Source organism: Shimia sp. R10_1, from assembly GCF_017744095.1.
Lineage (GTDB): Bacteria > Pseudomonadota > Alphaproteobacteria > Rhodobacterales > Rhodobacteraceae > Shimia.
Genome location: NZ_JAGHQX010000005.1, coordinates 202,746 through 228,906, shown reverse-complemented (window position 1 = coordinate 228,906; position 26,161 = coordinate 202,746). Strand labels below are relative to the sequence as shown.

24 protein-coding genes are annotated in these 26,161 nt (G+C 57.9%); 6 read left to right on the top strand and 18 right to left on the bottom strand.

From position 1 onward, the window contains the following. Nucleotides 1-31 precede the first annotated feature (31 nt). From J7413_RS11570 to J7413_RS11560, 3 genes are all read right to left on the bottom strand, one after another. Complete coding sequence (locus tag J7413_RS11570; RefSeq protein ID WP_209098296.1) at nt 32-1,069, bottom strand: 2-dehydropantoate 2-reductase; 1,038 nt, start codon at nt 1,067-1,069, stop codon at nt 32-34. A gap of 119 nt (nt 1,070-1,188) precedes the next feature. Then, nucleotides 1,189-2,112: an ornithine carbamoyltransferase gene (gene argF, locus J7413_RS11565; RefSeq protein WP_209098294.1), complete on the bottom strand. Its 924-nt coding sequence runs from the start codon at nt 2,110-2,112 to the stop codon at nt 1,189-1,191. 12 nt (nt 2,113-2,124) lie between these two features. Next, the gene (locus tag J7413_RS11560) at nt 2,125-3,306 is read right to left on the bottom strand and encodes an aspartate aminotransferase family protein (RefSeq protein WP_209098292.1); all 1,182 of its coding nucleotides are present in this window, start codon (nt 3,304-3,306) and stop codon (nt 2,125-2,127) included. Nucleotides 3,307-3,643: 337 nt separating this feature from the next. Between J7413_RS11560 and J7413_RS11555 the strand changes: the two genes are divergently transcribed. Then, a complete protein-coding gene (locus tag J7413_RS11555; protein WP_209098290.1) occupies nt 3,644-4,534 on the top strand; it encodes a DMT family transporter in 891 nt (296 codons plus the stop codon). Here J7413_RS11555 and J7413_RS11550 read toward each other — a convergent pair. Beyond that, entirely contained in the window at nt 4,531-4,947 is a 417-nt protein-coding gene (locus tag J7413_RS11550) for a DUF4864 domain-containing protein (RefSeq protein ID WP_209098288.1), read from the bottom strand. The genes J7413_RS11555 and J7413_RS11550 overlap by 4 nt on opposite strands. A 129-nt stretch (nt 4,948-5,076) precedes the next feature. Beyond that, on the bottom strand, nt 5,077-6,729 hold the full coding sequence (locus J7413_RS11545; protein WP_209098286.1) for a lysine--tRNA ligase: 1,653 nt from the start codon (nt 6,727-6,729) through the stop codon (nt 5,077-5,079). Between the two features lie 143 nt (nt 6,730-6,872). On the opposite strand from J7413_RS11545, the gene J7413_RS11540 reads away from it, so the two are divergent. Continuing rightward, entirely contained in the window at nt 6,873-7,295 is a 423-nt protein-coding gene (locus J7413_RS11540) for a tellurite resistance TerB family protein (protein WP_209098284.1), read from the top strand. Nucleotides 7,296-7,358: 63 nt separating this feature from the next. Here the strand turns inward: J7413_RS11540 and J7413_RS11535 are convergent, their stop codons facing one another. Then, on the bottom strand, nt 7,359-8,990 hold the full coding sequence (locus J7413_RS11535) for an ATP-binding protein (RefSeq protein ID WP_209098282.1): 1,632 nt from the start codon (nt 8,988-8,990) through the stop codon (nt 7,359-7,361). A gap of 168 nt (nt 8,991-9,158) precedes the next feature. After that, entirely contained in the window at nt 9,159-10,655 is a 1,497-nt protein-coding gene (gene dacB / locus J7413_RS11530) for a D-alanyl-D-alanine carboxypeptidase/D-alanyl-D-alanine-endopeptidase (protein WP_209098280.1), read from the bottom strand. Between the two features lie 120 nt (nt 10,656-10,775). Here dacB and J7413_RS11525 point away from each other — a divergent pair, with 120 nt between their 5' ends. Continuing rightward, nucleotides 10,776-11,639 carry a DMT family transporter gene (locus J7413_RS11525; RefSeq protein ID WP_247743472.1) on the top strand — a complete coding sequence of 288 codons (864 nt, stop codon included), beginning with the start codon at nt 10,776-10,778 and terminating at the stop codon, nt 11,637-11,639. Between the two features lie 138 nt (nt 11,640-11,777). On the opposite strand, the gene ruvB is transcribed toward J7413_RS11525, so the two are convergent. From ruvB to ruvC, 3 genes are read right to left on the bottom strand one after another with little or no spacing between them, the layout of a single operon-like run. Further along, nucleotides 11,778-12,815 (bottom strand): Holliday junction branch migration DNA helicase RuvB, encoded by a 1,038-nt coding sequence (gene ruvB / locus J7413_RS11520; protein ID WP_209098278.1) that lies wholly within the window; start codon nt 12,813-12,815, stop codon nt 11,778-11,780. A gap of 3 nt (nt 12,816-12,818) precedes the next feature. Beyond that, nucleotides 12,819-13,544: a Holliday junction branch migration protein RuvA gene (gene ruvA / locus J7413_RS11515; protein WP_209098263.1), complete on the bottom strand. Its 726-nt coding sequence runs from the start codon at nt 13,542-13,544 to the stop codon at nt 12,819-12,821. Next, entirely contained in the window at nt 13,541-14,047 is a 507-nt protein-coding gene (gene ruvC, locus J7413_RS11510; protein ID WP_209098261.1) for a crossover junction endodeoxyribonuclease RuvC, read from the bottom strand. Before ruvC ends, ruvA begins: the two co-directional genes overlap by 4 nt. A 329-nt stretch (nt 14,048-14,376) precedes the next feature. On the opposite strand from ruvC, the gene J7413_RS11505 reads away from it, so the two are divergent. Continuing rightward, nucleotides 14,377-14,565 carry a DUF1127 domain-containing protein gene (locus J7413_RS11505; protein ID WP_209098259.1) on the top strand — a complete coding sequence of 63 codons (189 nt, stop codon included), beginning with the start codon at nt 14,377-14,379 and terminating at the stop codon, nt 14,563-14,565. Between the two features lie 158 nt (nt 14,566-14,723). Here the strand turns inward: J7413_RS11505 and J7413_RS11500 are convergent, their stop codons facing one another. The 4 genes from J7413_RS11500 to J7413_RS11485 form a co-directional block, all read right to left on the bottom strand. Continuing rightward, complete coding sequence (locus J7413_RS11500; RefSeq protein ID WP_209098257.1) at nt 14,724-15,071, bottom strand: hypothetical protein; 348 nt, start codon at nt 15,069-15,071, stop codon at nt 14,724-14,726. Nucleotides 15,072-15,350: 279 nt separating this feature from the next. After that, complete coding sequence (locus J7413_RS11495) at nt 15,351-16,229, bottom strand: 50S ribosomal protein L11 methyltransferase (protein WP_209098256.1); 879 nt, start codon at nt 16,227-16,229, stop codon at nt 15,351-15,353. A gap of 71 nt (nt 16,230-16,300) precedes the next feature. Further along, a complete protein-coding gene (locus J7413_RS11490; RefSeq protein WP_209098255.1) occupies nt 16,301-17,533 on the bottom strand; it encodes an MFS transporter in 1,233 nt (410 codons plus the stop codon). Between the two features lie 137 nt (nt 17,534-17,670). Then, complete coding sequence (locus tag J7413_RS11485) at nt 17,671-19,866, bottom strand: primosomal protein N' (protein WP_209098254.1); 2,196 nt, start codon at nt 19,864-19,866, stop codon at nt 17,671-17,673. A 179-nt stretch (nt 19,867-20,045) separates the two neighbouring features. Between J7413_RS11485 and fsa the strand changes: the two genes are divergently transcribed. Next, nucleotides 20,046-20,699: a fructose-6-phosphate aldolase gene (fsa, locus tag J7413_RS11480; protein WP_209098253.1), complete on the top strand. Its 654-nt coding sequence runs from the start codon at nt 20,046-20,048 to the stop codon at nt 20,697-20,699. Nucleotides 20,700-20,842: 143 nt separating this feature from the next. Beyond that, a complete protein-coding gene (locus J7413_RS11475; RefSeq protein ID WP_209098252.1) occupies nt 20,843-21,853 on the top strand; it encodes a hypothetical protein in 1,011 nt (336 codons plus the stop codon). A 27-nt stretch (nt 21,854-21,880) separates the two neighbouring features. On the opposite strand, the gene J7413_RS20725 is transcribed toward J7413_RS11475, so the two are convergent. From J7413_RS20725 to J7413_RS11455, 4 genes are all read right to left on the bottom strand, one after another. Next, the gene (locus J7413_RS20725; protein WP_209098251.1) at nt 21,881-22,537 is read right to left on the bottom strand and encodes an SPOR domain-containing protein; all 657 of its coding nucleotides are present in this window, start codon (nt 22,535-22,537) and stop codon (nt 21,881-21,883) included. 803 nt (nt 22,538-23,340) lie between these two features. Continuing rightward, nucleotides 23,341-23,973, bottom strand: coding sequence for a uracil phosphoribosyltransferase (upp, locus tag J7413_RS11465; RefSeq protein ID WP_209098515.1), 633 nt, complete (start codon nt 23,971-23,973; stop codon nt 23,341-23,343). Next, nucleotides 23,970-24,956, bottom strand: a complete 987-nt coding sequence (locus tag J7413_RS11460) for an adenosine deaminase (RefSeq protein ID WP_209098249.1) — start codon at nt 24,954-24,956, stop codon at nt 23,970-23,972. The genes upp and J7413_RS11460 overlap by 4 nt, the downstream gene beginning before the upstream one ends. Then, complete coding sequence (locus J7413_RS11455; RefSeq protein WP_209098247.1) at nt 24,953-26,161, bottom strand: phosphopentomutase; 1,209 nt, start codon at nt 26,159-26,161, stop codon at nt 24,953-24,955. The genes J7413_RS11460 and J7413_RS11455 overlap by 4 nt, the downstream gene beginning before the upstream one ends.

The window sequence follows — 26,161 nt, the reverse complement described above, 5'->3', positions numbered from 1 at the left end:
ACCTGCCAGCCAATACTGGCGGCCTGCGGCGTCACGCGCGGCGCAGGCGATCCTGAACCTTTTGTATCGGCATACCCGGCGCACCCGCGTCTGCGGCCACAGCCTCCCGGATCAGTTGCGCAACACCCGCATTGATCGGCGCAGCCTGACCCAACTGCTCTGCCAATCGCACAATCTGGCCCTGCAATTCGTCAATCTCCGTGGCCCGCCCACGATCCAGATCCTCCCACATCGAACTGCGCGCATTTGGATCAATCGACAGCATAGCCTTAGCAACAGCGCGAAACAGCCACGTCGGCAGGCGCAGCACAGTTGGCACATAGCGCAGCGGCAGCGCTGCCACCGGGTTCTGCGTGTGGATCGCTGCCCCCTCCAGAATGCCCAGCGCCTCCTCCATCTGCGCGGCCATCAGCGCCCGCCAGCGCCTGTCACCAATCTGCGCACGCAACGGCAGCCCAGACAGGGCGTTCAACGCATTGTTGAGATTGATCACCAGCTTGCCCCACTGCAACGCAGCCATATCGCGCCGCTCGTGCACCGCAAGATCAGGACAGCTCAGATGACGCCCCACAAGGCCGTCCCCCTGCGCAATGGCAATGTCGCCACTGGTGCCACGGTGAAACCGGCCACCGCCAACCCAAACCACATTGAACGGCACCATACCCGCGCGCACATCATACTCCGGCAGTGCCGCCTGCAGATTGGCCGCGTTCTCCACACCGTTCTGCAAGCTGACAATCACCGCGTTCTTTGGGGCATGACGCGAGATCTCACCCGCAATCTTTGCCGTGGCCCCACTCTTAACCGTCACCAGAACGATGTCTGCCTCAGCAAGGCAGGCCGGATCGGTGTCCATCGCAAAACTGTCAGGAGAAAGCGCCACATCCAAACCGTCAAAGTCGGTCAGCGTCAGCCCATTTTGGGAGATCTCTTCAAGCGTTGCCGCGCGCAGCAGCAGCGTCACATTGCGCCCTGACCGCGCCAGCATCCCGCCGACAAAACAGCCAATGCTGCCAGCCCCGGCCACGACAATCCGAGGGTGTATTGCACTGCGCTCTGCGTCACTCATGTCTGTCCCGCCCCTTGCTTTGGCAAGTCTCCGCTCACGGCCCCCACAGGTCAAGACAGCGCAACAAAAAAGCGCCAGCCAAGGCCAGCGCTTCTTGCTTCACATCACCGATGCGGATGTCAGCTCAGGCACCATTTCATCACCGCTTTCTGCGCATGAAGCCGGTTTTCCGCCTCATCAAAAATGACAGAGGCCGGGCCGTCCATCACCGCGTCGGTGGCTTCTTCGTTGCGGTGCGCCGGCAGGCAATGCATGAACAAAGCATCATCGGCCGCATGGCGCATCAGCTCTTCATTGACCTGATAGGGACGCAGCTGGTTGTGGCGACGCTCACGTGTCGAGACCGCGTCATGCATGCTCACCCATGTGTCCGTGACAACCAGATCGGCCCCCTGCACAGCTTTGACAGGATCCCGCTCGATCTCCACCTTTACACCTTTGGCGCGCGCCTCTTCGATGAAAACCGCTTCTGGGTCCAAGGTCTGCGGCCCGGTGAAGGTAAGATCAAACCCAAACTGCCCTGCCGCATGGGCAAAGCTCGCGAAGACGTTGTTGCCGTCACCAGACCAAACAACCTTTTTGCCCGCGATCGGGCCGTTGCGCTCCTCAAATGTCAGGATGTCCGCCATGATCTGACACGGGTGGGTGCGGTTGGTCAGCCCGTTGATCACTGGAACAGTGGCGTTCTCTGCCATTTCCAGCAGGGTCGCTTCTTCAAAGGTACGGATCATGATCAGATCGACATAGCGGCTCAGTACTTTGGCGGTGTCCGCGACAGTCTCCCCATGGCCCAGCTGCAACTCAGAGCCGGACAGCACCATGGTCTGCCCACCCATCTGACGCACGCCCACGTCAAAGCTCACCCGCGTCCGGGTTGACGGCTTTTCAAAGATCAGCGCAACCATGTGGTCCTTCAGCGGCAGATCATCATCCAGCGCGCCTTTCGGGCGACCATTGCGCGCGTTTTTCATCGCCTTCGCGCTGTCGATCATGCCCCGCAGATCGGCAACTTCGGTTTTGTTGATATCCAGAAAATGTTTCATTGTATTCAGTCCTTAAACCTGCGCGCCCAGTTGGGCCGCCGCTTTCTCAAGCCGCGCAACGGCTTCGGCAATTTCGTCATCTGTGATGTTGAGAGGCGGGAGCAGACGCACCACATTGTCCGCCGCAGGCACGGTCACAACCTCATGGTCATAGCCCGCAGCCACCATATCGCCACAGGTCGCTTTGGCACATTTCAGCCCCAGCATCAGCCCGGCACCGCGCACCTCTTCAAACACATCCGGGTGCGCCGCAACCAGCCCTTCAAGCTTCTGGCGCAACAGGCCCGCTTTGCGGTTCACCTCCGCCAGAAACGCTTCATCAGCAACCACATCCATCACCGCGCCGCCCACGGCACAAGCCAGTGGGTTGCCCCCATAGGTGGAGCCATGCGTGCCTGCCACCATGCCGCTTGCAGCCTCTTCTGTGGCCAGCACCGCGCCCAGCGGGAAGCCGCCGCCAATGCCTTTGGCAACCATCATAATGTCAGGCGTCACACCGGCCCATTCATGCGCAAAGAGCTTGCCAGTCCGGCCCACGCCACATTGTACCTCATCCATGATCAGCAGAATGCCCGCCTCATCACAGATATCGCGCAGCGCTTTCAGGTCCGCGTCCGGCAGCGGGCGGATGCCACCTTCCCCCTGCACAGGCTCCACAATAATCGCAGCGGTCTGATCGCCCACCAACGCTTTGGCCGCGTCCACGTCGCCCCAAGGCACCTGATGGAAGCCCGGCAACAATGGGCCAAAGCCTTTCACCAACTTCTCAGAGCCCGCCGCCGCGATGCCCGCAGAGCTGCGGCCATGAAACGCGCCTTCAAAGGCAATGATCTCCACACGCTCCGGCTGACCTTTGTCGTTCCAGTACTTGCGCGCCATCTTCACCGCCAGCTCACAGCATTCCGTGCCTGAGTTGGTAAAAAACACAGTGTCGGCAAAGGTATGCGCCACCAGCTTATCCGCCAGCGCCTGCTGCTGGGTGATGTTGTAAAGGTTGGAAACATGCCACAGCTTACCTGCCTGCTCGGTCAACGCATTGACCAGCACAGGGTTTGCATGCCCCAGCACATTCACCGCAATACCGGCGCCCAGATCCAGAAAACGTCGGCCGTCCGCCTCGATCATCCAGCTTCCTTCACCGCTCTCAAACGTGAGCGGCGCGCGGTTGTATGTTGGCAAAATGGACGGGATCATTGCGATCTTCCTTTTTCAGATCATGAGCCTCAGTGACTGCATCACTCAAGGCATTTACGTCAATGTTTTTGAAGGGGATTGCGTCACTTTCTAACGCTTAAGGCCAGTCACAGGCAGAGATGCCGATTACGCAATCAGGCGTCGGCGTCGCAGCAGGGATATGTGAGCACATCTGGTCATAAGGCCTCCCTAAACGGTCAAACGACAAATGGGAACCCCTAAGTTCCATTTCGTTCAGTTTTGGCCAAATACACCCACTTCGAACCCATAAAGACCATTTTTGCAGCAACGAAATCGCGGCCTTGTCAGCCCGAAACGTCCGCTTCATAAATCGCTCATGCAACCCACACCTGTGCCCGCCTCGAATCCTGCGCTCGCCGCCGCGCTCACGCTTGCAGCCTCAGCGTTTGCGGCAGGCACAACGCTGCTGGCCAAGGCGCTTGGCACTGGTGCCCTTGGCCCAGCCCTGCACCCACTGCAAATCAGCCATGGCCGTTTTCTGTTTGCCTTTCTGGGGTTTGCCACAGCTGCGATGATTTTACGCCCAACCTTCAGCCGCATACACTGGGGGCTGCACATTGGCCGCTCGACGCTGGGCTGGGGGGGCGTGACGCTCATGTTTGCCGCCGCGGCCTTCATCCCATTATCGGACGCCACTGCGATTAGCTTTCTGAACCCGGTCGTGGGCATGCTGCTGGCCATCCCGTTTCTGGGTGAAAAAATCGGCCCATGGCGCTGGGGCTCTGCCGCGCTTGCGTTTGCGGGCGCCATGATCCTCACCCGACCGGGCGCAGACGCTCTGGAATTTGGCGCAATCCTTGCGCTGTGCGCGGCTGTCTCAATGGGGGGAGAGCTGATTTTTATCAAAAAGCTCACAGGCCGCGAACGCCCCTTTCAGATTCTGCTGATCAACAACGCGATTGGCCTGGCGATCGCAACGGCCGCCGCGCTGTTTGTCTGGCAAACCCCGACATGGCCGCAATGGGCGGCCCTGGCAGGCATTGGCCTTCTGATGGCCTCTGCACAGACCTGCTTCATAAACGCCATGCGGCTCGCTGATGCGAGCTTTGTTGCGCCGTTCTTTTACGCCGCGCTCGCTTTTGCAGCCCTCTATGACGCCTTGGTGTTCTCTGTGCTGCCCGATGCCATCAGCTGGCTTGGCGCAGGCGTGATCCTGACAGCGGCGGGCATTCTGGTCTGGCGCGAAGGGCGCAGCAAACAGACTTAAGCGGCCGCATCTAAGGCGGGCTGCAACTGCACCGCTGCAATCCGCCAGACGCCATTCTGTGGCACCATCAGATAGTTCAGCACATGTGTAACCCCAGCTGCGTCTTTCATCAAAACGCGCTGCCAGATCGCAGCTCCTTCCAAGGTTTGCGCCCCAAACTGCACCGTTTCGGGCCGATACACCATTGGGTAGCCGCGTTGCACCATGGCGCCAAAGTTCTCAGGCGTCAGAAACAGGCGTCTGATATTGTCCGCGGCAAATCCAAAGGCTGTGACAAAATCGTCGCCTCGAAAGGCCTCGATCTGTGCGCTGATTACCGCCTCAATTTCCGCCTTGGCGCTCTCTTGGGCCTGAGCCGCGCCGGATCGCGTGAACTCAAGCACCACAACAAAGGCGAGCAAAATATGTTTCATCTCAGTCCCTCCCTTTAGGAAGGCTACGCCGCAACCGCGCGCCCAGATCATTCGACGCATCGCACCGCCAAACGCAAACAGGCCCCACCGAAGTGGGACCTGTTCCAAAAGTCTTTCTATTTCCGCGACTTACGCAGGCTTGACCAGATCGCCCGCCAGCGCGCTGTGGATCAGCGTCAAGGTTTCTTCCACGCCGTAAAGCGCAATGAAGCTGCCAAAGCGTGGGCCTTGGGAGTCGCCCAAAAGCACTTCATAGATCGCCTTGAACCAATCGCGCAGCGGTTCAAACCCATGGTTTTTACCAACCGCAAAAACGATAGACTGCAGGAATTCCTCATCCGCAAAGTTTGGCTCCGGCAGCGGATCTTCGTTGCCCACCAGTGCGTTCTTGGCTGCGATCACGGCCAGCGCTGTCTCAGGCGAGGCGAGCGCCCCCGCCAGATCTTCCAGCGCACGGCGCTCTTGCTCTGTGGGCGCACGGTAGGTTTTCGCAGGCTTCACAAAGTCATTGAAGTAACGCACCGCATGACCTGCCGCCGCATCCATACCCGGATGGGTTTCCGCTGTCGCATCAGGCGCATATTTGTTGATGAAGCCCCAAAGCGTCTCTTTGTCTTCCGCGTTGGACACAGAGGCAATGTTGAGCAGCATGGAATATGGCACCACCATATCCGATTGCGGCACGTCGCCGCCGTGAATGTGCCACACCGGGTTGTTCAGCTGAGCCTTGATGTCTTGGCCATGATAGGCGCGCAACTGCTGGTGATACTCATCCACCGCTTTCGGGATCACATCAAAATGCATCCGCTTTGCGGTCTTTGGCTTCTGATACATGAAATAGGCAAGGCTTTCGGTGGAGGCATAGGTCAGCCACTCGTCAATCGACACACCATTGCCCGAAGATTTCGAAATCTTCTGCCCGTTTTCATCCAGGAACAGCTCGTAGGAGAAGTGGTTTGGCTGACGCCCGCCCAGCGCACGACAGATCGCGTCATAGATCTTTTCGTTGGTGGCGTGCTCCTTGCCATACATCTCAAAATCGACGCCCAGCGCGGCCCAGCGGGCGCCAAAATCCGGCTTCCACTGCAGCTTCACATTGCCGCCGGTCACTGGCACGGTCCATTCCTTGCCGTCCTCATCGTCAAAGGTGACGGTATAGGTTTCCGCGCAGACCTTTTTCATCGGCACATAAAGCACACGACCGGTTTCCGGGTGCAGCGGCAAGAAAATCGAATAGGTCGCGGCGCGCTCCTCGCGCAGGGATTTCAGCATGATCGCCATGATGGCATCATAGTTGTCCACCGCGCGCTTCAGCACCTCGTCAAACTGACCGGATTCATAGAATTCCTTGGCGGAGTAGAATTCATACTCAAAGCCAAAGGTATCCAGGAAGCGGCGCAGCATGGCGTTGTTGTGCGCACCAAAGCTGTCGTGAGTGCCAAACGGATCAGGCACCGCCGTCAGCGGCATCTGCAGATAGGGCTCAAGATTCTCAGGATTTGGCACATTCGACGGCACTTTGCGCAGCCCGTCCAAATCGTCAGAGAAACAGATCAGTTTCGTTGGAATGTCGCTGATCGCCTCAAACGCCACTTTGATCATCGTGGTGCGAGCCACTTCGCCAAATGTGCCAATGTGCGGCAGACCCGATGGGCCATAGCCGGTTTCAAAAAGAACATAGCCCTTCTCAGGCGCACCCTTTGCATAGCGTTTGAGAAGCTTTCGCGCTTCTTCAAAAGGCCAAGCTTTGGATTCGAGGGCTGCTGCGCGCAGGTCAGACATTGTCCATCTCCGGTTCAGGATCGGGGTTTCAGCAAAAAACAGCCACGTGCTTCATTGCACGCGACAATCCGACGCTTCCTATTGCCCCAGAGACTGGCAGTCAATATTCTGCACTGCAACACAGCATTGCAAAGGATTTGCACGTGACCCAAGAACTTCCCCACCCGCTCACGCCGCAGGACTGTCTGGTCTTGGTGATGGTGGCTGTCTCCGCCTCTGATGAAAACATCCGCACCGCAGAACTCGTGAAAATTCAGGCGGCGGTGAATCACCTGCCAGTCTTTGCCGAGTATGATCTCGACCGGATGCAGATTATCAGCCAGATCGTGTTTGATCTGTTTGAGCAGGAAGACGGTCTGGCCGCTCTCTTTGGTCTGGTGCGCGACAATCTGGATGAGCGTCTGTTTGAAACCGCCTATGCGCTGGCCTGTGATGTGGCCGCCGCGGACGGCACGCTGGCCGAACCAGAGCTGCGCCTGCTCGAAGAAATCCGCTATGAGCTGGATCTGGATCGCCTGCACGCAGCGGGCATCGAACGCGGCGCCCGTGCGCGTCACATGACCTGACAGCGACAGGTTTAGGGTACACACCGATCGCAGGCCCTTCTCAGCCTTGAGGAGGCGCCTGCACTATAGGTTAAGTGCGTCAAGCAAAGCCCGTTTGCGAAATGGCTTGCTCAGAAAATCATCCATCCCAGCGGCGAGACAGGCCTCTTCATCGCTGGGTTGCGCATTGGCGGTCAGCGCGACAATCTTGCACCGCGACCATCCCCGCGCTGTCTCAAAGCGCCGGATCGCGCGCGTGGCTTCCAATCCGCCCATTACGGGCATCGACACATCCATCAGGATCACATCACAGCCCCCTTCTGTATAGGCCGTGAGAGCGGCCTGACCGTCAGCTGCAAAACTCATGTCCACCCCGGTCGGCTCCAGCATTTTGCGCACCACCATCTGATTGGTCATATTGTCTTCTGCAACCAACACACGCAGCCCCGACAGCAGCGGCGGATTGGCATCAGAGCGCCTGTGAGCCGTGATATTGTCGCTCGACCAAACAAGTTTGGGTGTAGGCTCGGCCACCACCTCCGGTTCATGATAGGTTGGCTGGACAGGTGTAGCCACAGGAAGGGGCACCACATCGCTGGGCGCCAATCCCAAAGACACCACAAAAGTAGAGCCCTCCCCCGGCACACTCTCAACTGTGATTGTACCGCCCATGCGCTCCACCAATGCCTTGCTGATGGCCAGCCCCAGCCCCGTGCCTTTGCCGCGAAGTTCACCGTCCTCATGCGCTTGCTCAAAAGCGGCAAAAATCGCTTCTTGCTGTCTCGGCGCAATGCCAGCCCCTGTATCGGTCACCGCAATCTTCAGGGGCCAGTCTCGATCTTCGGTGTCATAGGACACACCGACAGACACACCTCCCTCCTGCGTGAACTTCACCGCGTTGCCAATCAGGTTCATCAAAACCTGGCGCAACCGGTTGACGTCGCCAACAAAGGCGCTCGGCACGCTTTCAGGGTAGATCACCTCCATCTTCAGATTTTTTGCATCCGAATGCAGCCCCAGCAACGCACAGCACTCCTGCACCAAATCTCGCAAGGAAAAAGGCCCATCATTCAAAGAGATCTTATCTGCCTCGATCTTTGAAAAATCCAGAACGTCATTCACGATGGTCAGCAGTGCATCAGCAGAGTTGTGAATGGTTTTCGCAAAAAGCCGCTGCTGTGCATTGAGATCTGTCTCAGCCAAAAGCTCCGACATGCCCAGTATACCGTTCATCGGTGTGCGAATCTCATGACTCATATTGGCAAGAAATCGCTCTTTGGCGTGCACCGCGTTCTCGGCTTCCTCCCGCGCCAATCGATTGAGTTCCAGCGCCTGATCCCGCTCCCGCGCGGAAGTGATGTCATCTGTGGTGCCAACAATGTGCGTGAGCTTCCCCGCATCATCAAAAACCGGCATCAGCGTGGTTCGGAAATCCGCGATCCTGTTTTCAAATGGAATGGTGACGATATAGGCCATCTCTGTTTGCGCTTCCATCGCATCCAGATGCAACTGCAGCCCGCGCTTGCCATTGGCACCACCAAAAATCTCGTAGGCTGTTTTTCCGATCGCGAACTCCGCATCAATCTCCGTGCGCAGTTGCCACTCTTTGTTCACCTTAGCGTAGCGCGGCATGCCATCCTGTGCGACTTCAAGCACAAAAATCGCACCCTTCACGGCATCTAGAAACGCAAACTGATCCATCAGATCCTTTGTCATACAGGACGCACCCAACTCTTCTGAAATACGCCTAATGCGTAGATCACATACCAAAACGGAAACTCACATGGTAACGAGACTGTTACAAAACAAGTGGTCAAAACCACTCATTCAGCCAAAATCGCCCTGGAATGCTGCGTTTCTGTCATCTCCACAGCACGTGCATTGCTAAGCCCCATACACCGTGCCCCAACGTGCAATCAAAGCCTGCTGCAATCGTTTTGCACGCCCGTTCCAGGTGCGCGCCCCCTTGGGCCTCTCTCTGTTCGGTCCAATCAACCGCGCCCGCGCATTCACATCCGCCTCAAAAATCGCAAACGCCAGAACTTTGCCATCCGGCGCATTCAGATATCCTGCTAGGGCACTCACAAAATGCAGGGTCCCCGTTTTGGCCTTCACCTTCACCGGATGCGACTTGATCGGGCGGCCGTTTTCATCTCTCAGCGGGATGTCTTTCAAAATCGGCTGCAACACCGCATGCTGCCCCGCCTTCGCCAACATCAGCGCTGTCTCATCCGCACGCAGCCGCGACGCCTCTCCCAATCCAGAGTGATCCACCAGCGCCGCTGCCTGCATCCCAAGTTGCTCCTTGGCCCAGGCATTCATCGCACCCGCTGACTGCCGAAGCGAAGCAGGCTGCGCGCCGCGCGCCTGGCTCGCCGCCAAACCCACCATCTCCGCCGTCAAGTTGGTCGAGTACTTCAACATACCTTTGAGGATCGTGCGCAAATCGGGGCTTTGCTGGCGCGCCACAATGGTGCCACGCGGCGCACCCCGCGCCACCTTCGGCGCTTTCAGCTGCACCCCATGGGCGCGGGCAAGCGTGCGAAACACTTCACCGGCATAAAGCTCTGGCTGCCGCACCGGCAGCCAACGCGCGCCCCCATTGCCAAGCGCGCCCCGCGCCACCGTCCACTGATCCGTTTTCCCAGCAGACTTGTAGGTATAAACCGGCACCGCCCGGTTTTCGATTTTCATCTCTGCCACCGTGACCGCAGGACGATATCTGTCACTGCGCGCATCCATCGTCACACCATAGCCGTTGCCACTCCGCTTCCACTCGAAATGCACACGATTATAGTTCAGCGCGAGCCCCGACACCGCAGGATTATAACCTGCCTCAGCGGGTTGCTTGTCGTCGATCTGCTTTGTCGCAGGCAGCGCTCCGCCCCACACCAAGAACCGCCCTGTCACCTCACGAATGCCAGAGGCTTTCAGGGTCCGTGCCAGATCGGCAAGCCGGTTTGTGTCCAACGTCGGGTCCCCCCCGCCGCGCAGCACCAGATCACCTTTCAGCACCCCATTCTGCACAGTCCCCACAGCAACAAGGCTTGTGACAAATCGATGGGTCGGCCCCAGATAATGCAGCGCATAAAGCGCCGTCAGCACCTTTGTGACGCTCGCAGGCGGCAGACCCGCCGCCGCATTGTGCCCCTCCAAGATGCCGCCCCCCTCTCCGGCCCGTGCCACGGCATAGCTGATCTTGCCGGACAGCCCACTGTCCCGGATCAGGCTTTCAGCCGTCGGCGCAGCGTTGATCAACGACTGCGCGCTCGGGCGCAGCACAGGGCGCAAGGAACGGCTCGGGGCATTTGCCAAACTCGGCGTCGCCAAGCTTGCGGCAGTCAGCGTCAAAAACGAACGGCGAGAAAAGCGCTTTGTCATAACAGCAACCGTAGCGTTGTTCTGCGCTTTGGTTCAACAGCCGCGCAGCGCTTTCCTGCGAACAAAACACACAAATCTCATGGGGTTTAGCTTCGTTAATTTACCTGTTAAGGGAAGTGCATGTTCAAAGTCTTTGCTCTGATGTTTGTGGCCATGTCGATGATCCCTGCCGGGGACACTGCTGGCAAACTCATGATGCAAAACCATGAGGCCAGTCCAATCTTTGTGGCGTGGTCCCGCTTTGCTCTTGGCGCGCTAATGGTGGTGCCGTTGATGCGCCCGTCGATGATAGGCGCCTTGCGCCACTGGGGGATCTGGCTGCGTGGCGCTCTCATGAGCTGCGGAATCTTCTGCATTCAAAATGCCCTGCAGACCGCCCCAATCGCAGATGTGTTTGCCGCCTTCTTCATCGGCCCGATCTTTTCATATCTGCTGTCCGTCACGCTCTTGAAAGAGCCTGCAACCCCCAGCCGCAACATGTTGATGGCGGTTGGCTTCATTGGTGTGCTGCTCGTCGTACGCCCCAGCGCAAACATGTCTACCGGCCTGCTCTATGCGGTTGGCGCGGGGATGTGTTATGGCACCTTCCTGACGATCTCGCGCTGGCTTTCAGGCACTGTGCGACCAACCGATATGCTGGTCACGCAGCTTGTGTTGGGAGCGCTCATTCTGACGCCCTTGGGTCTGCCACACCTGCCAGAAAGCATGACGCTGGAGTTCAGCGCCCTGACAGTTGCGAGCGCAGCTTTCTCCATGGGCGGCAACCTGCTTCTGCTGTTCGCCTATCGCCGCGCCGAAGCCGCACAACTTGCCCCGCTGGTCTACCTGCAACTGCTCAGCGCCACCGCACTCGGCTGGGTGATCTTTGGCACGCTGCCCGCCACGCTCACATGGGTCGGGCTCACTCTGATCCTTGGCGCGGGCGTGCTCTCTGCCGCCTTACCCGGACTACAAGCCCGCAGGTTGCGACAAGCAGCACGGTAAACGGCTTTCGCATCCCGAAATCAGCCTCATTTGTTACGGCAACGCGCGCCGCCATAACGAACAGGGCCATTTCAGAACACCGAAAATTCCACCGTCGCAATACAGTCGTGATACCGACGCAATACCGACGTCCGATTTTCAGCTCTTTTTAGAAGTAAACAGGTCCGACTGATCCGGTCGTTTTGGCGCAGAAAGCCCCAAATGCCGCCACGCTTTTTGCGCAAGCATGCGCCCGCGCGGCGTCCGCTGAATAAGCCCCTGCTGCAAAAGAAACGGCTCAATCACCTCTTCAATCGCATCCCGGCTCTCGCTCAGCGCGGCGCTGATCGTGTCAATGCCGACAGGGCCACCTCCGTAGTTTTCCGCAATGAAAAGCAGATAGCGGCGGTCGGCCCCATCAAGGCCCAGATTGTCCACCCCAAGCCGCGTAAGTGACCCATCTGCAAGGCTTTTTGTGATGATCCCATCACCTTCCACCAGCGCAAAATCCACCACACGGCGCAGCAGCCGCCCGGCAATCCGCGGGGTGCCTCGCGACCGCCGCGCAATCTCACGCGCCCCGCCTTCTTGCGATGGCACACCAAGTTTGCGGGCATTGCGGGTGACAATCTCATTCAGCTCATCTTCGGTGTAAAACTGCAGCCGCGTCGGAATGCCAAAACGATCGCGCAAAGGCGTGGTCAGCAGCCCAAGCCGCGTGGTCGCCCCGACCAGCGTAAAGGGTTGTAATTCAATACGAACTGTCCGCGCCGCAGGCCCTTCACCGATCACAAGATCAAGCTCAAAATCCTCCATCGCCGGATAGAGCACTTCCTCCACAGCCGGGTTCAATCGGTGAATTTCGTCGATGAATAAAACATCCCGCGCTTCCAGATTGGTCAGGATCGCCGCCAAATCTCCAGCCTTGGCGAGCACCGGGCCAGAGGTCATCCGGAAGTTCACCCCAAGTTCCCGCGCCATAATCTGCGCCAGCGTGGTCTTTCCCAAACCGGGGGGACCGTGGAACAACGTGTGGTCCATTGCCTCACCGCGCCGCCGGGCACTTTCAATAAATACACGCAAGTTGGCCCGCGCCTCCGCCTGACCAATAAAGGCTTCAAGCTCCTGCGGGCGCAGCGCACGGTCAGCATCCTCAGGCCGGGGCTCCGGGCGCAGTGTCGGGTCTGGCTGATCCATAAATTATCCCTTCGGTGCCAATAGCTTAAGCGCCGATCGGATCAGTGAAGCCGTGTCAGCCTCAGGATCTTCGCCCGCCGCCTGCGCCACCGCCGTTGCGGCGTCAGACGGGCTGTAGCCAAGGTTGCCAAGCGCAGACAGGGCGTCGGCCTGCACGCTCATCGATGCCTCAGCTGCGGAGCCTTTGACCCCTGACGCACCATCCCCTGTTGCAACTGGCGCTGGACCTGCCTCTTCGATCACAGCGTCCTCTTCTGGTGCCGCCTGTGCACCTTCCCCCGCGGCAGTGGCCATCGCATTGCTCAGGCTGCCGCCAAGCGCCATGACCTCAGGCGCCTTGTCTTTTAGTTCAATAACAACACGTTGCGCGGTCTTCGGGCCCACACCTTTGGCCGCTTTGATCGCAGCCACATCGCCAAGGGTGACGGCCCGGCTCACGCCTTCGGCGCCCAAAGTGCCAAGGATCGCAAGACTGGCTTTTGCGCCAATGCCTTGCACACCCATCAGCAAACGGTGCCATTCCTTTTCAAAAAGACTGGCAAAACCAAAGAGTTGCAACAAGTCTTCGCGCACCAGCAAGTCTGTGTAGAGTGCCACGGCTTCGCCAACACCCGGCATCCCAGCCAGCGTGCGGTCAGAGCAATAAACCATATAGCCGACGCCGCGCACATCGATCAAAACATGGTCTGTGCTGCGATACTCCAGCGTTCCGGAAATCTTCCCAATCATGCCTGCGCCTTTTTCAATGCGGCGGCATACCCCGCCCCTGCCCGTGCATAATGCGCATGACACATCGCGATGGCCAGCGCATCTGCCGCATCCGGCCCAGTTATTTGCACACCCGGAAGCTGCAACTTAACCATATGTTCTACTTGATGTTTTTCTGCGTGACCGACACCAACGACGGTTTTCTTGACCTTGTTGGGCGCATACTCGCCAATAATCAGACCTGCCTGCGCTGGCACCAAAAGCGCAATGCCGCGCGCCTGGCCGAGCTTCAGCGTCCCCGCGCCATCTTTGTTCACAAAGGTCTGCTCAATCGCCGCATGATCGGGCAGAAAACGCGCAACAACATCAGTCAGTTGCTCATGCAGCGAGAGCAGGCGTGCGGCGAGATCTTCACCCACAGAATGGCAAATCCCATTGCCAACGTGGCTTAAGCGGCTGCCATCTGCGTCAATCACGCCCCAGCCCATGTTTCTCAAGCCGGGATCAATCCCCAAAACACGCATCGCCTGCCCCATTTCTACTTTGTTGTTCTATTTCTGCTGAAGTAGCACGAAACGAGAACAAACTCCAAGCCCGATCCCATTCAAAAAATGGCATGCGTAGAAAGCAAGCCCGAATTGCAGCGCCAACATGGCTGATCCAGATTTGACGGGAACGCGCTGCAAAGGGTCGGTTTTATGCCTTATTTTTATGACTCAGTCTAACAGCCAAACCCATGCAATTGTCGCATAGGAGCTATGCCAGAATCCAGCTTGCGAGCCATCCTTCGCATCTCTATCTGCGCTCCATCCTAGAACAAAGTCCATACCAATTTAGCAAAAGGAGCACTGATATGGCCTCATTTGAAACAGCGTCTTATCCAAGTTTTGCCGGTCGTATCCGCGCAACCTTCGGCGCGATTACCGCCCAAGTCAAAGATTGGAATGAAAAACGCATGACCCGCAATGCTCTGGAACAGCTGAGCGACCGCGAGCTGGAAGACATCGGCATGTCGCGTGCCGATATCGCTCGCTACCGCTGAGCCTGCCAAGCACCGCTCACGAAGGGCATTCCTTCGGGTCAGGAAACCGCAGCCTTTGGGGAGGCTGCGGTTTTTTTGTTTTAAAACAAAGGCGGCCCCGGGGGAGAGAACCCGAGGCCGCATAGGATCTTGGAGGGATCCATGAACTCTAACAGCGTTTAGCTGTATGTTTTGATCTGCATTGCGATCCAACGAGACACTGGGTCCGGGCGCATCGTCCAGGCGGCGGCTTTCTCGATGGCGGATCCACCACTCAGCCGCGCCACATCCTGCGAATAAAAGTCAGGCCCCAGTTGCGACATCATGAGCCCTTTGATGACAAAAAAAGACATCACGACCATGCCCAAGCCGTGCCACGGGATGCTGCGCCGTCGTCCTGCGCCGCGCACAATAATGTATCCATTGCGATCGACCACGACCGCTTCACGCGCCTTGGGCCCGGCTTCCGCCTGCTGGCGGTAAATCCGTGCAAGACGCTCATGAAACTCAGCGTTGGATTCACTCATGGCTGTTACCCAAGTTTGGCCCCCACCAAACATGTCTAAAATTGGCCAAAAATTGCCCTAAAATCAAGCCAACTCACCGCAATTGTGGCGAATTCGAGACAAAACTGACACTTATGCTTAACGGATGATGTCAATTTCGAAACGGAAACACCTAAGACCCTCAACCGTCTCCAAAATCGAAACAAAATGCGGGTAAGTTACAAAAATGGCGCCCCAATTCTGGGACGCCCAACTTTGATTCTCGCTAAGGAGCGATCATTGGTTCATGACTGTAAAGCGTCAGCTCACCGCGCTCCGCTGCATGGTAAGTGTAGTCCACTCGCCAATCTCTTCGCGGGTGTGCACGTCAAAGCCTGCTGTCTGATAGGCCGCAACGACCTCATCCGCTTGCTCATTTAGAATGCCCGACAGGATGGCGAAACCGCTTGGCGCGATATTGTTGCCCATGTCAGGTGCGAGATCGACAAGTGGTGCCTTGAGAATATTGGCAAAGACCAAATCGAATGGGGCTTTGGCAGCCAGATCGGGATGACCAAAGCCAGCGGCCTCTAGGCAGATCAGCTTATCTTCCAAACCATTGGCGACGGCATTGGCCTTCGCCACGTCAACGGCAACCTCATCGATGTCGCTCGCGAGTACTTTGTTTGGCCAGATACGTGCCGCGCCCATGGCCAATACGGCCGTCCCACAACCGATGTCAGCGACGTTCTCACCAACAAAGCCTTCATTTGCAACACGATCCAGCGCCTTGAGACAACCAAGAGTGGTGCCATGGTGCCCGGTGCCAAAAGCCATCGCCGCCTCAATCAACAGAGGTTCCGCGCCTTCTGGCACTTTATCTGCATCATGGCTGCCGTAGACAAAGAAACGCCCGGCCTCCACAGGGGCAAGCTCACGCTTCACATGGGCCACCCAATCGGTTTCCGGCAGTTCGGACACGACAAAGGGCTTTGCCTCAAAAGCAGCAGCGAGAACGGCGAGGCCCGCCTCATCAGGCGCCTCGGTGAAATAGCCGCCCACTTCCCAAAGACCAGAGCCATCCTCAATCTCAAAGACGCCCACACCGGTGGGCTCCGGCACCAGACGCTCCATGGCTTCGCCAAGCGCCTCAGCTTGTGATTTCCCGACGAGCGTGGTCAGCGCAGTGAATGTGGCCATAACAGATCTCCAGAAACTTTGTGCCGGGCCTAGGGTCTTGGCCCAGCTTCGTCAAGCCTGACGGGGGCAAACTACTCTGCAGCGGCGGCCAAAGGGCGTGTCAGGCGGGTTTCATTGCCCTTCTCAGGGTGGCGCGGGATCAGGAAGGCAAGGCCAAGTGAAACCGCCGCCATAGACGCCGCCAGCACAAACACAGAGCCAGGAGAATACACCCACAACAACCCCAATGGAAACGGCAAGCACACGGCCGCAATATGGTTAATTGTGAAGGCAACAGCCGCTGTCGGGGCCATATCCTCGGGATCAGCAATTTTTTGAAAGTAGGTCTTAAGCCCTATAGCGAGAGAAAAAAGCAAATGGTCGATAACAAATAGGGCAGCAGCGAGTGTCACCCCCCAACCAAAGAAGAAGATTCCGCTATAGGCCAAGAACACAACAAAAAGCCCCGTGTACTCGAAAACCAAAATACGGCGTTCACCAAAGCGCGAGAGCGCAACCCCAACCAAAGGTGCAAACATCATAGTTGCGACAAGCGTAACCATATTTAGGCCGGTGCTCTCATGCACCTCATATCCGAAGTGCTTAACCATCATGAAACCAGCGAAAACCACAAAAATCTGACGACGAGCGCCGGCCATGAACTGCATCGCGTAATAAAGCCAATAGCGCTTTTTGAGCACCATCTGGCGCGCCTGTGGCGTGCGGCCTTCAAACTGCGGGAAGGCAAAAATACAGTAGAGCGCGATCAGCGCGGTTATGCCGCCTCCAGCGAGGTAGACAACCTCATAGCTCAGATCAAACCGCTTCCAACTCAGGATAATCAGCCCATAGGCAAGCAGCGTTGCGCCAGAACCCGCAGCCACCAGCCAGCCCAGCACCTTGGGCGCACGCTTTTTGTCGAGCCATTGGAGCTGAAGCGATTGGTTCACGGTCTCATAGTAGTGAAACCCGATAGAGCTCAGCAGGGTGATCATCAAAATACCGCCCATGCTGGGGAAATATGCTGTGAGTGCCGTCGCAACCCCCAAGAGCAGAAGGGAAATCAGGCCCAAAACCTGCTCGCGAATGAAGAGCAGCAGGAAAATCACCCCAATCGCCAGAAAGCCCGGTATTTCCCGCACGGTGTGCAAAAGGCCAATATCGGAGCCGTCAAAGTCGGCCACCTCAACCACAAAGTTGTTGAGCAGTGCGCTCCATGTGTTGAACGCGATGGGCATGGCCAGCGCCATCAGGAACAAAAGCGCGATCGGGCGACGCCACCATGGCAAAGCCTGTGCGTCATCAATGGCAATTTTTTCAAACATGCTTAGCGCATACGGGGAAATACACCAAAAGGCGAGAGCGAAAGGATGCACAGGTTGGGCTGCGTATTTGCACGCAAGACAGATGCGAGGCTCTGCCTCGCGCTCCGGGATATTGGACGCAAGAGGAAACCCTGCGCTTAATAGAAGCTCTGCGGGTCAATATCGACGGCAAGGCGCAGATCGCCTTTGAGGCGAAATTGGCCAATCCAGCGCGCCAAGGCGGCTTGCAGCGGCGCGGATTTGTCGGCTTTAACCAACAGTCGTACCCGGTGCCGTCCACGCACACGCGCGATGGGTGCAGGGGCTGGGCCGTAAACTTCAGCCCCAATCGCGCGCAATGCCTCCGAATTACGGGCAAGCGCATTGCCCAGATCAAACACCTGCCCCACATCGCTGCCTGAGAGGATGATCCCCGCCATACGGCCAAAAGGCGGCACCACAGCGTGACGCCGCTCATTCGCCTCAGCCCGCCAGAAGCCGTTTTCATCGCCGGTCAGGATCGCGCGGATCACGGGGTGTTCCGGCTGGAAGGTCTGCAACAGCGCAAGCCCCGCGCGTTCAGAGCGTCCTGCCCGCCCGGCAACCTGTCGCATAAGCTGAAAGGTACGCTCCGCCGCGCGCAGGTCAGAGCCTTGCAGGCCAAGGTCAGCGTCAATCACGCCGACAAGCGTCAGCAGCGGGAAATTATGCCCTTTGGCCACCAGCTGCGTGCCGATGATGATATCTGCGCCGCCATTGGCAATGGTCTCAATGCTCTCTTTCAACGCGCGGGCAGAGCCGAACAAATCGGAACTCAACACCGCTTGACGGGCGTCTGGCCAAAGCTCTTGTGCCTCCTCAGCCAGCCGCTCGACCCCCGGACCGACTGGCGCGAGCTTACCTTCGACCTCGCAGCTCGGGCAGGCATCAGGCATGGGCTTTGTTTCGCCACACTGATGGCACAGCAAACGTTTCAGGAAACGGTGCTCCACCATGCGCGCGTCGCAGTGATCGCATCCGATCTGATGCCCGCAGGCCCGACAAATCGTAACAGGCGCATAGCCGCGGCGGTTGATGAACAACAGCGCCTGTTCGCCTTTGGCAATGCGTGCGTCCACAGCCTCTTTCAAGGCCGGGGAAATCCAATGGCTGGCCGGGAGCTTTTGCGTGCGCATATCAATCGCGCGCATTTCTGGCAGCACGGAAGCCCCATAACGACTGGTCAACTCAAGGCGCTTGTATTTGCCCGCTTCGGCGTTGGCCCAGGTTTCCAGCGAAGGCGTGGCCGACGCCAGAACAACTTGTGCGTCACACATCGCCGCACGCAGCACCGACATATCGCGTGCGTTGTAGAGCACGCCGTCCTCTTGCTTATAGGAGGTGTCGTGTTCTTCATCGACGATGATCAGGCCAAGATCACGATAAGGCAAAAACAGCGCAGAGCGCGCGCCGACCACAAGCTGGGCACCGCCCTCTCCCACCATTTTCCACGCCCGTCGACGCTCGGTCATAGTCACACCAGAGTGCCATTCCGCCGGGCGCGCACCAAACCGCGCCTCAACGCGGGTCAGAAACTCTGCGGTCAGCGCGATCTCAGGCAAGAGCACAAGCGCCTGCCGCCCCTTGCGCAGGCATTCCGCGACGGCCTCAAGGTAAACCTCCGTTTTGCCGGAGCCTGTGACCCCGCGCAGCAAAGTCGTACCATAGACGCCTGATTGAATGCCGGCGCGCAATTCCGCCGCCCCGGCTTCCTGATCCGCCGTCAGTTCCTTGCCGCCGTAGTCCGGATCAAGCCGCAAATACGGCGTGTCTCGGGGCGCCGCCTCCTCAAGCACAACGCCCTGTTTCACCAACCCCTTGATGACCGAGTTTGTGACCCCCGCCATCTCGCCAAGTTCGCCCAGAGTAAACGCCAGCCCGCCGTAGTCTTCTAACGTTGCGAGCACCCGCCGCCGCGCGTCGGTCTGCCGATCTGGCGCACCTGTGCCGCGGCGGTACACCTTGCGCATTGAAGGCGGATCGCTAAGCCCCGGCGCACGGGTCGCGAGCCGCAGCATCGCATGCAGGGGTGTCAGGGTGTAATCGGCCGCACGCTGCAAAAAGTTGCGCATGTCGGCCCGCATCGGCGCAACGTCCAGCGCCTTGTTGGCCGCACGTATTTTGGAGATGTCATAATCGCCCCTGCCCGGCCCCCAGACCACACCAAGCACTTTGCGCGGCCCCAGCGGGACCTCGACAAAGCTGCCAGCCCAAACGCCCCCGTCCGGTGCTTTGTAATCCAAAACCCGGTCCAGCGGTTGTGTTGTCAGAACCGCAATCAAAGCCCCTTCGGGATAAAACTCTGCGTCGCTCAACAGACCCTCTTGCCAGCTTTGCCCGCCAAATACCGTTATCGCTAACGACAATTGCACCCAAATGGCGCATTACAGCTTTCGGCGCGGCCTTCTATCGGGTAAAGCCATCACAGCCGCAGCGCAATCCCGCAGTTGCACCAATCATCCATGCACTTGTCAAACCCAGCAAAGGACCTGACATGAAATTCTTTGTAGACACTGCCGAAATCGACGCCATTGCCGAGCTCAACGCCCTTGGCATGGTGGATGGTGTCACCACCAACCCCTCCCTGATCAAAAAATCCGGCCGCGACATTCTCGAAGTAACCAAAGAGATCTGTGATCTGGTCGAAGGCCCGGTTTCTGCCGAGGTCACCGCAACCGACGCTGACGAAATGATCGCAGAAGGCCGCAAGCTGGTTGAGATCGCTGAGAACATCGCCGTGAAAGTGCCGCTGACCTGGGACGGCCTGAAAGCCTGTAAAACCCTGACTGATGCAGGCCACAAGGTGAACGTGACCCTGTGTTTCTCCGCCAATCAGGCGCTTCTGGCCGCAAAGGCAGGCGCAAGCTTCATCTCTCCTTTCATCGGCCGTCTGGACGACATAAACCTTGATGGCATGGACCTGATCGCAGATATCCGTCAGGTCTATGACAACTACGGTTTTGAAACCGAAATCCTCGCCGCCTCCGTACGCACCGTGAACCACGCGACGCAATGTGCGCTGGTCGGTGCAGACGTGATGACCGCCCCTCCCGGCGTGATCAAATCCATGATCAACCACCCGCTGACCGATAAAGGTCTTGATGCCTTCCTCGCAGACATCAAAGCGGCGGACATCAAAATCCTCTGATAGCGGATCAGCGGTAAAAACCATCAAGGCCCGGCACTTTGCCCGGGCCTTTTTTATGCTCTACTTGTATGGGGCAAGTGATTGCCCCGCCCTTCACGCCCATGCTAGGGATTGAGCCAATCAGAGGCCTGAGCAGACCCACCATGAGCACTGCACTCGAAAAATTCCAACGTCTGGAAGCCACAGCCCTGTGGCGAGAGACACCTGACGCACAACGCAGAGATGTGATTGTGTCGCTGGGAGATGCGACGTTGGTGATCAAAGACAGCAATGATCGGGCGCTCACCCATTGGTCCCTTCCCGCCGTGCGCAGGCTCAACCCAGGCGAACGGCCCGCCGTGTTTTACCCGGACGGCGACCCAAGCGAGACACTGGAAATAGATGCTGACCACCCAGAGGTCGTCGAAGCCATCGAAAAGCTGCGCAAAGCGGTGGCCAATCCGGGACAGGCAACAGGTAGGCTACGCAAATTCATCTTTGGCGGGTCCATCGCAACGATTGCAGCGTTGGGTATATTCTGGCTGCCCAATGCACTGATCAACCATGCCCTGCGTGTTGTACCCAATGTGGCGCGGCAAACCATTGGCCAAGAGCTGCAAACCCACGCTCTGCAACTGACCGGTAAGGCGTGCAGCAGCTCACAAGCGCTGCCCGCCCTTGATGCGTTTCAGAAACGTTTGCAAGTGCGCGCCATCACAGTGGTGCCAAGCGCCCTGCGAGACGCGGTGGCTTTGCCTGGCAACATCGTGCTTTTGGGGCGCGATGCAGTGGAAGACTTTGAGGAACCGGATGTGGCAGCAGGCTATGTGATTGCCGCGCAGGCCGCGATCGCAGACCCGCTGCGTGGACTTTTAGAAAGCGGCGGTATTCGCGCCAGCCTGCGCCTCCTCACCACTGGCACATTGCCAGACGCGCTGCTCAGCAAGCACATTGAAGCACTGATCAGCGCGCCCCCAATGGCGGCGCCGGATGATGCTCTGATTGCAGCCTTTGAGGAGAAGCGCGTACGCCTCAAACCCTATGCCTTGGCGCAGGACCCATCCGGGGAAAGCACGCTGGCGCTGATTGAAGCGGCCCCATTCACAGACACTCTGCCCGAACCTGTTCTAATAGATCGGTATTGGGTGGCGCTTCAGGAGATTTGCGGCGGCTAAGAGCCACAAATCACGAAAGCTGTCGATTTACTTGCGCAGGAACGCGCCGCCAAACCCTGCACTCTTGGCCTTGGCCAGCGCGGATGACGCCTCTGCTTGCGTTGCAAACGGCCCTGCCAACACAATTCTTTGCGTTGCGCCGTCGCGCTCATAACGCCCGATCCGCACCGGGACACCCAGCCGGCGCACATCCCGCGCCAAAGCTTGCGCCTGGGTCGCATCAACCGCCTTTGCCACCTGCACGTATGGCGTACCGGCCAGGCGCAAGGCTTTCTGTGGGGCCTCAGCCTTGGTGGAAACCGTTTGGGTTTTGATCCGCTCTCCGGTTTTGTACCTCGTGATGGTTTGTTCCGAAGCTCCTTTGTCCAAAGTCACCTGGATCAAGCGGCGCGGCACGGTCTGCGTCCAAATCTGGTTGGTCTGCTCATGACCCGCGAAGGTCATAACAGCGCGCTCCGTGTCCAGACGCCCGTCTTCAAAGGCGCGTCGATACCCTTCAGGTACAAAAGAAGAAACAGAATTTGTTCGGCGTGCCTCATACACATGTTTGGGCACAATCCTGACATCTGCGGCAACTTCACCACGACGCACGACGGTGCCAGCAGGAGGTCGCGGCAATGCGCTGCTCTGCTCCAGATTGATCTGCGGCGGGGTCGAGGTGGTGCCACCTACACCAGGTGTCACAGGCGATTGCGTCTGCGGACCGCAACGCACGCTGGATCCTTTGTATTGCGTCACGCCCTCTCGACAAGGAGAGACAATACCCGAAGCTCGCGGCGACTGCTTTGAAGTGCGACGTTCAGTTGGTTGCGGGGTAGGATTTGTATAAACAGTTTTCGCGGGCGCGGGTGACGGAACAGACGCAGTTGTGGTTTTCGTCGGGGCGGCTTTCACTGCGCTAGGAGCGGCCTTCGCGGTTGATTTGGTGGGCGCAGCTTGCGCCTTGGGCTGTACTGCAACCGGCGCGGATTTCGGCGCTGGTGTTACAACCGTTGCTGTTGCCGCGGCTGCGGGTGCCGGTGCGGGGGACGGCGGCACGGCTTGAGGCGTTGGCCGCGCGTTGCCAAACAACGAGGGCTTTTCGGTAGGTGGGGCAGCGGGCTCAATCTGTACAACATTGCTGTCTAACTGAGGAGCTGCGCTTGTCGGGCGAGAAGCGGTGTCAAACGTGGGCTTGAATCCACAGATCACTTTGCGATCACGCGTGACACGAGGCACCCAGGTTGTCGCTCCGTCTACGCCAGCGCGGATGTATACGCACCCGCGACTGTCGACAAATTGTTTGCCCTGAAAATCAGCCGGCGGAAACTCCGCCGGGGTTTGCCTGTCGCTGATCGATTGAGCCTGAGCCGCCCCGAATCCGGATGCCGCTGCGATAACCGCAATCGCAAGAAATTTGCCTAGTGTCATTTTGCCCCCACAAGATGTAGGGGCACATTAGCCAAAATCTTTACAATGAGTAAACCACTGAAAAGTCTTATTTTCGCCTAGCGCGTGCCAAACATACGGTCACCCGCATCTCCGAGGCCAGGCAAAATATACCCTTTTTCATTCAAACGCTCATCCAAAGCGGCCGTCACAATAGGCACATCAGGATGCGCTTCTTTCATGCGTGCGACACCTTCTGGTGCGGCCAGCAGACAGAGGAATAGGATATTCTTCGCGCCCTGCTCTTTCAGCAAATCAATGGCCGCAGCGGAACTATTGCCCGTTGCCAGCATTGGATCCACCGCGATCACAAGCCGCTCATCAAGCTCACTTGGCGCTTTGAAGTAATACTGTACGGGCTCCAACGTTTCTTCATCGCGATAGAGGCCAACAAAACCAACACGCGCCGACGGCACGAGTTCGAGCATTCCGTCCAACAGGCCATTTCCTGCGCGCAGGATCGACACCAATGCCAGCTTACGGCCCGCCAATGTCGGGGCATCCATTTCGACCATCGGCGTCTTGATACGCTTTGTGGTCATTGGCAATTCGCGCGTCACTTCGTAGGCGAGTAGCTGACTGATTTCGCGCAGCAAGCGGCGAAATTCTCCTGTCGAAGTCGCCTCATCCCGCATGATTGTCAGCTTATGCTGTACCAGTGGGTGGTTCACTACAGTCAAATGATCCATCAGGCTTTCTCCAGTCTCTTGGCCACAATTGCCTTCGTATCTGCGTCACAGAAGGCGGCGTCAAGCGCGGTTTTGGTGATCGCATCAAAATCCGCTTCACTCCACCCAAATGTCTGGGCAAGCATTTCATACTCGCGGCGCATGGTGGTGTGAAAGAAGGGAGGATCATCCGTGCTGACTGTGACGTTGACGCCCGCATCTCGCAGTTTCTGAATGGGGTGTGACGCCAGATCCGGGTAAACCGCAAGCACAACGTTTGAGCCCGGACAAACCTCTAGTGTCACATCGCGCGCCACCAACTCTTTAACCAGATCGGGGTCCTCGATCGCACGCACACCATGACCGACGCGCTCCACATTCAAATCGTTGATCGCATCCCAAACGCTCTCCGGCCCACCAAATTCACCCGCATGCGTGGTAAGTTTCAAACCCGCCTCACGCGCCTGATCATATGCATAGGCGAAGTCACCCTGTTTGAACTGCCCCTCATCGCCGCCCATACCAAAACCAACAATAAATTCACCCGCTGTCTCTGCCGCACACAAAGACGACGCGCGGGATTTCTCGGGACCGAAATGTCGGACAGCCGTCACAACCCCCCGCAACGTGATGCCATGTTTGACTTCGGCCGCACTGGCGGCCTCCTGGATGGCATGCAGATACTCACGCCATGCCCCCACATCTCCGCCGCCACAAAAATCCGGGCTGATGAAGCTTTCTGTGTAAACAACACCATTGGCTGCGCTTTGCTCAAGCCAAGCGGCGGTCAAACGCGCGAATTCTTCTGGCCCTGTCAGCACGCTTGTTGCAGCTTCATAGACACTCAGGAAGTGCACAAAATTCTCAAACGCATAGCCGCCGTCTTCGGCAAAGACTTTGCTCAGATCCATCTTTTTTTCATGCGCGAGCTGTTTGATGAACGCAGGCGGCGCCGCACCCTCATGGTGAATATGCAACTCAATTTTCTTGAGATCGGCAACGGTCATAGGAAACTCCTTCCACGCGGCGGCGTAATGCCAAGATGTGTCGCCGCCGTCGCCGCCACATCTACAAAATCAATCAACCCAGCCTCTCCGGCCCCGACACCGGCACAGAGCACTGGGACGCGTTCACGGGTGTGATCCGTTCCTGGCCAGCTTGGATCGTTGCCGTGATCAGCCGTCAGAATAAGTAGGTCTCCGTCGCGCATCTTATTCATAAAATCGCCAATTTCACGGTCGAACCATTCCAGCGCGCGCGCATAGCCCGAAATGTCCCTGCGGTGTCCATAAAGGCTGTCAAATTCCACAAAATTCGCAAATGTCAGGCTGCCTGCAGGCGCAGTCTCAGACAAACCTTGCAAGTCGTCCATCAACTTTGCGTCACTGCCTTTGGTACAGCTGTCTATACCCGCCATCGTCATAATATCGCCGATCTTACCGACACCAAGAACCGCCCCCCCCGCGTCTTGCACCCAATTGGTCAGGATCGGCTCCGGCGGCGCGATCGCAAAATCGCGACGGTTGGTTGTGCGCTTAAAACCTGTCGCAGCATCGCCCACAAAGGGACGCGCAATCACGCGGCCAATCTTCATCTCATGGAGGGTTGGCGCAAGCTCACGACACAGCGTGATCAAGCGTTCAAGGCCAAAATGCTCTTCATGTACAGCGATCTGAAAAACGCTGTCTGCGGAGGTGTAACATATCGGAGCACCGGATTTGACATGCTCCGCACCAAGCTCGTTTATAATAACAGTGCCCGATGCATGACAGTTGCCCAAAATGGCCTCTGTTCCCGCGAGCGCGCAGACTTTCGCAACAAGCGCTTCAGGAAAACACGGTTCAGACTTTGGAAAATACCCCCAATCCCAGGGCACAGGCAAACCGGCGAGCTCCCAGTGTCCCGAGGGCGTATCTTTGCCTGCACTTTGCTCACTCGCTGCACCCCAGAAACCTGTTGGCTCAGCCTCAAGACCCGGCGTTTCAGCACCAGACGCCAATCGCACTGCGGCCCCCAAACCGAGCGCATCCAGATTTGGCAGCGACAACGGACCACTACGCCCATCCTCTGCCAGACCGTTGGCGCAGGCCTGAGCGATATGGGCAACCGTGTTCGCCCCGGTATCTGGCAGCGCATCATTAAAAAAATCTGCTGCATCGGGCGCTCCGCCACACCCCACAGAGTCCATCACCACGAGAAACACACGTGCCAT

What these genes read in the sequence shown, in the direction of transcription:
- J7413_RS11490 (WP_209098255.1), bottom strand. Translation starts at nt 17,533, where the DNA reads ATGTTTGAAAAAATTGCCATTGATGACGCACAGGCTTTGCCATGGTGG.
- fsa (WP_209098253.1), top strand. Translation starts at nt 20,046, where the DNA reads ATGAAATTCTTTGTAGACACTGCCGAAATCGACGCCATTGCCGAGCTC.
- J7413_RS11525 (WP_247743472.1), top strand. Translation starts at nt 10,776, where the DNA reads ATGTTCAAAGTCTTTGCTCTGATGTTTGTGGCCATGTCGATGATCCCT.
- dacB (WP_209098280.1), bottom strand. Translation starts at nt 10,655, where the DNA reads ATGACAAAGCGCTTTTCTCGCCGTTCGTTTTTGACGCTGACTGCCGCA.
- J7413_RS11535 (WP_209098282.1), bottom strand. Translation starts at nt 8,990, where the DNA reads ATGACAAAGGATCTGATGGATCAGTTTGCGTTTCTAGATGCCGTGAAG.
- J7413_RS11505 (WP_209098259.1), top strand. Translation starts at nt 14,377, where the DNA reads ATGGCCTCATTTGAAACAGCGTCTTATCCAAGTTTTGCCGGTCGTATC.
- J7413_RS11500 (WP_209098257.1), bottom strand. Translation starts at nt 15,071, where the DNA reads ATGAGTGAATCCAACGCTGAGTTTCATGAGCGTCTTGCACGGATTTAC.
- J7413_RS11555 (WP_209098290.1), top strand. Translation starts at nt 3,644, where the DNA reads ATGCAACCCACACCTGTGCCCGCCTCGAATCCTGCGCTCGCCGCCGCG.
- J7413_RS11455 (WP_209098247.1), bottom strand. Translation starts at nt 26,161, where the DNA reads ATGGCACGTGTGTTTCTCGTGGTGATGGACTCTGTGGGGTGTGGCGGA.
- J7413_RS11495 (WP_209098256.1), bottom strand. Translation starts at nt 16,229, where the DNA reads ATGGCCACATTCACTGCGCTGACCACGCTCGTCGGGAAATCACAAGCT.
- J7413_RS11475 (WP_209098252.1), top strand. Translation starts at nt 20,843, where the DNA reads ATGAGCACTGCACTCGAAAAATTCCAACGTCTGGAAGCCACAGCCCTG.
- J7413_RS11545 (WP_209098286.1), bottom strand. Translation starts at nt 6,729, where the DNA reads ATGTCTGACCTGCGCGCAGCAGCCCTCGAATCCAAAGCTTGGCCTTTT.
- ruvC (WP_209098261.1), bottom strand. Translation starts at nt 14,047, where the DNA reads ATGCGTGTTTTGGGGATTGATCCCGGCTTGAGAAACATGGGCTGGGGC.
- argF (WP_209098294.1), bottom strand. Translation starts at nt 2,112, where the DNA reads ATGAAACATTTTCTGGATATCAACAAAACCGAAGTTGCCGATCTGCGG.
- ruvB (WP_209098278.1), bottom strand. Translation starts at nt 12,815, where the DNA reads ATGGATCAGCCAGACCCGACACTGCGCCCGGAGCCCCGGCCTGAGGAT.
- ruvA (WP_209098263.1), bottom strand. Translation starts at nt 13,544, where the DNA reads ATGATTGGGAAGATTTCCGGAACGCTGGAGTATCGCAGCACAGACCAT.
- J7413_RS11550 (WP_209098288.1), bottom strand. Translation starts at nt 4,947, where the DNA reads ATGAAACATATTTTGCTCGCCTTTGTTGTGGTGCTTGAGTTCACGCGA.
- J7413_RS11570 (WP_209098296.1), bottom strand. Translation starts at nt 1,069, where the DNA reads ATGAGTGACGCAGAGCGCAGTGCAATACACCCTCGGATTGTCGTGGCC.
- J7413_RS11460 (WP_209098249.1), bottom strand. Translation starts at nt 24,956, where the DNA reads ATGACCGTTGCCGATCTCAAGAAAATTGAGTTGCATATTCACCATGAG.
- J7413_RS11560 (WP_209098292.1), bottom strand. Translation starts at nt 3,306, where the DNA reads ATGATCCCGTCCATTTTGCCAACATACAACCGCGCGCCGCTCACGTTT.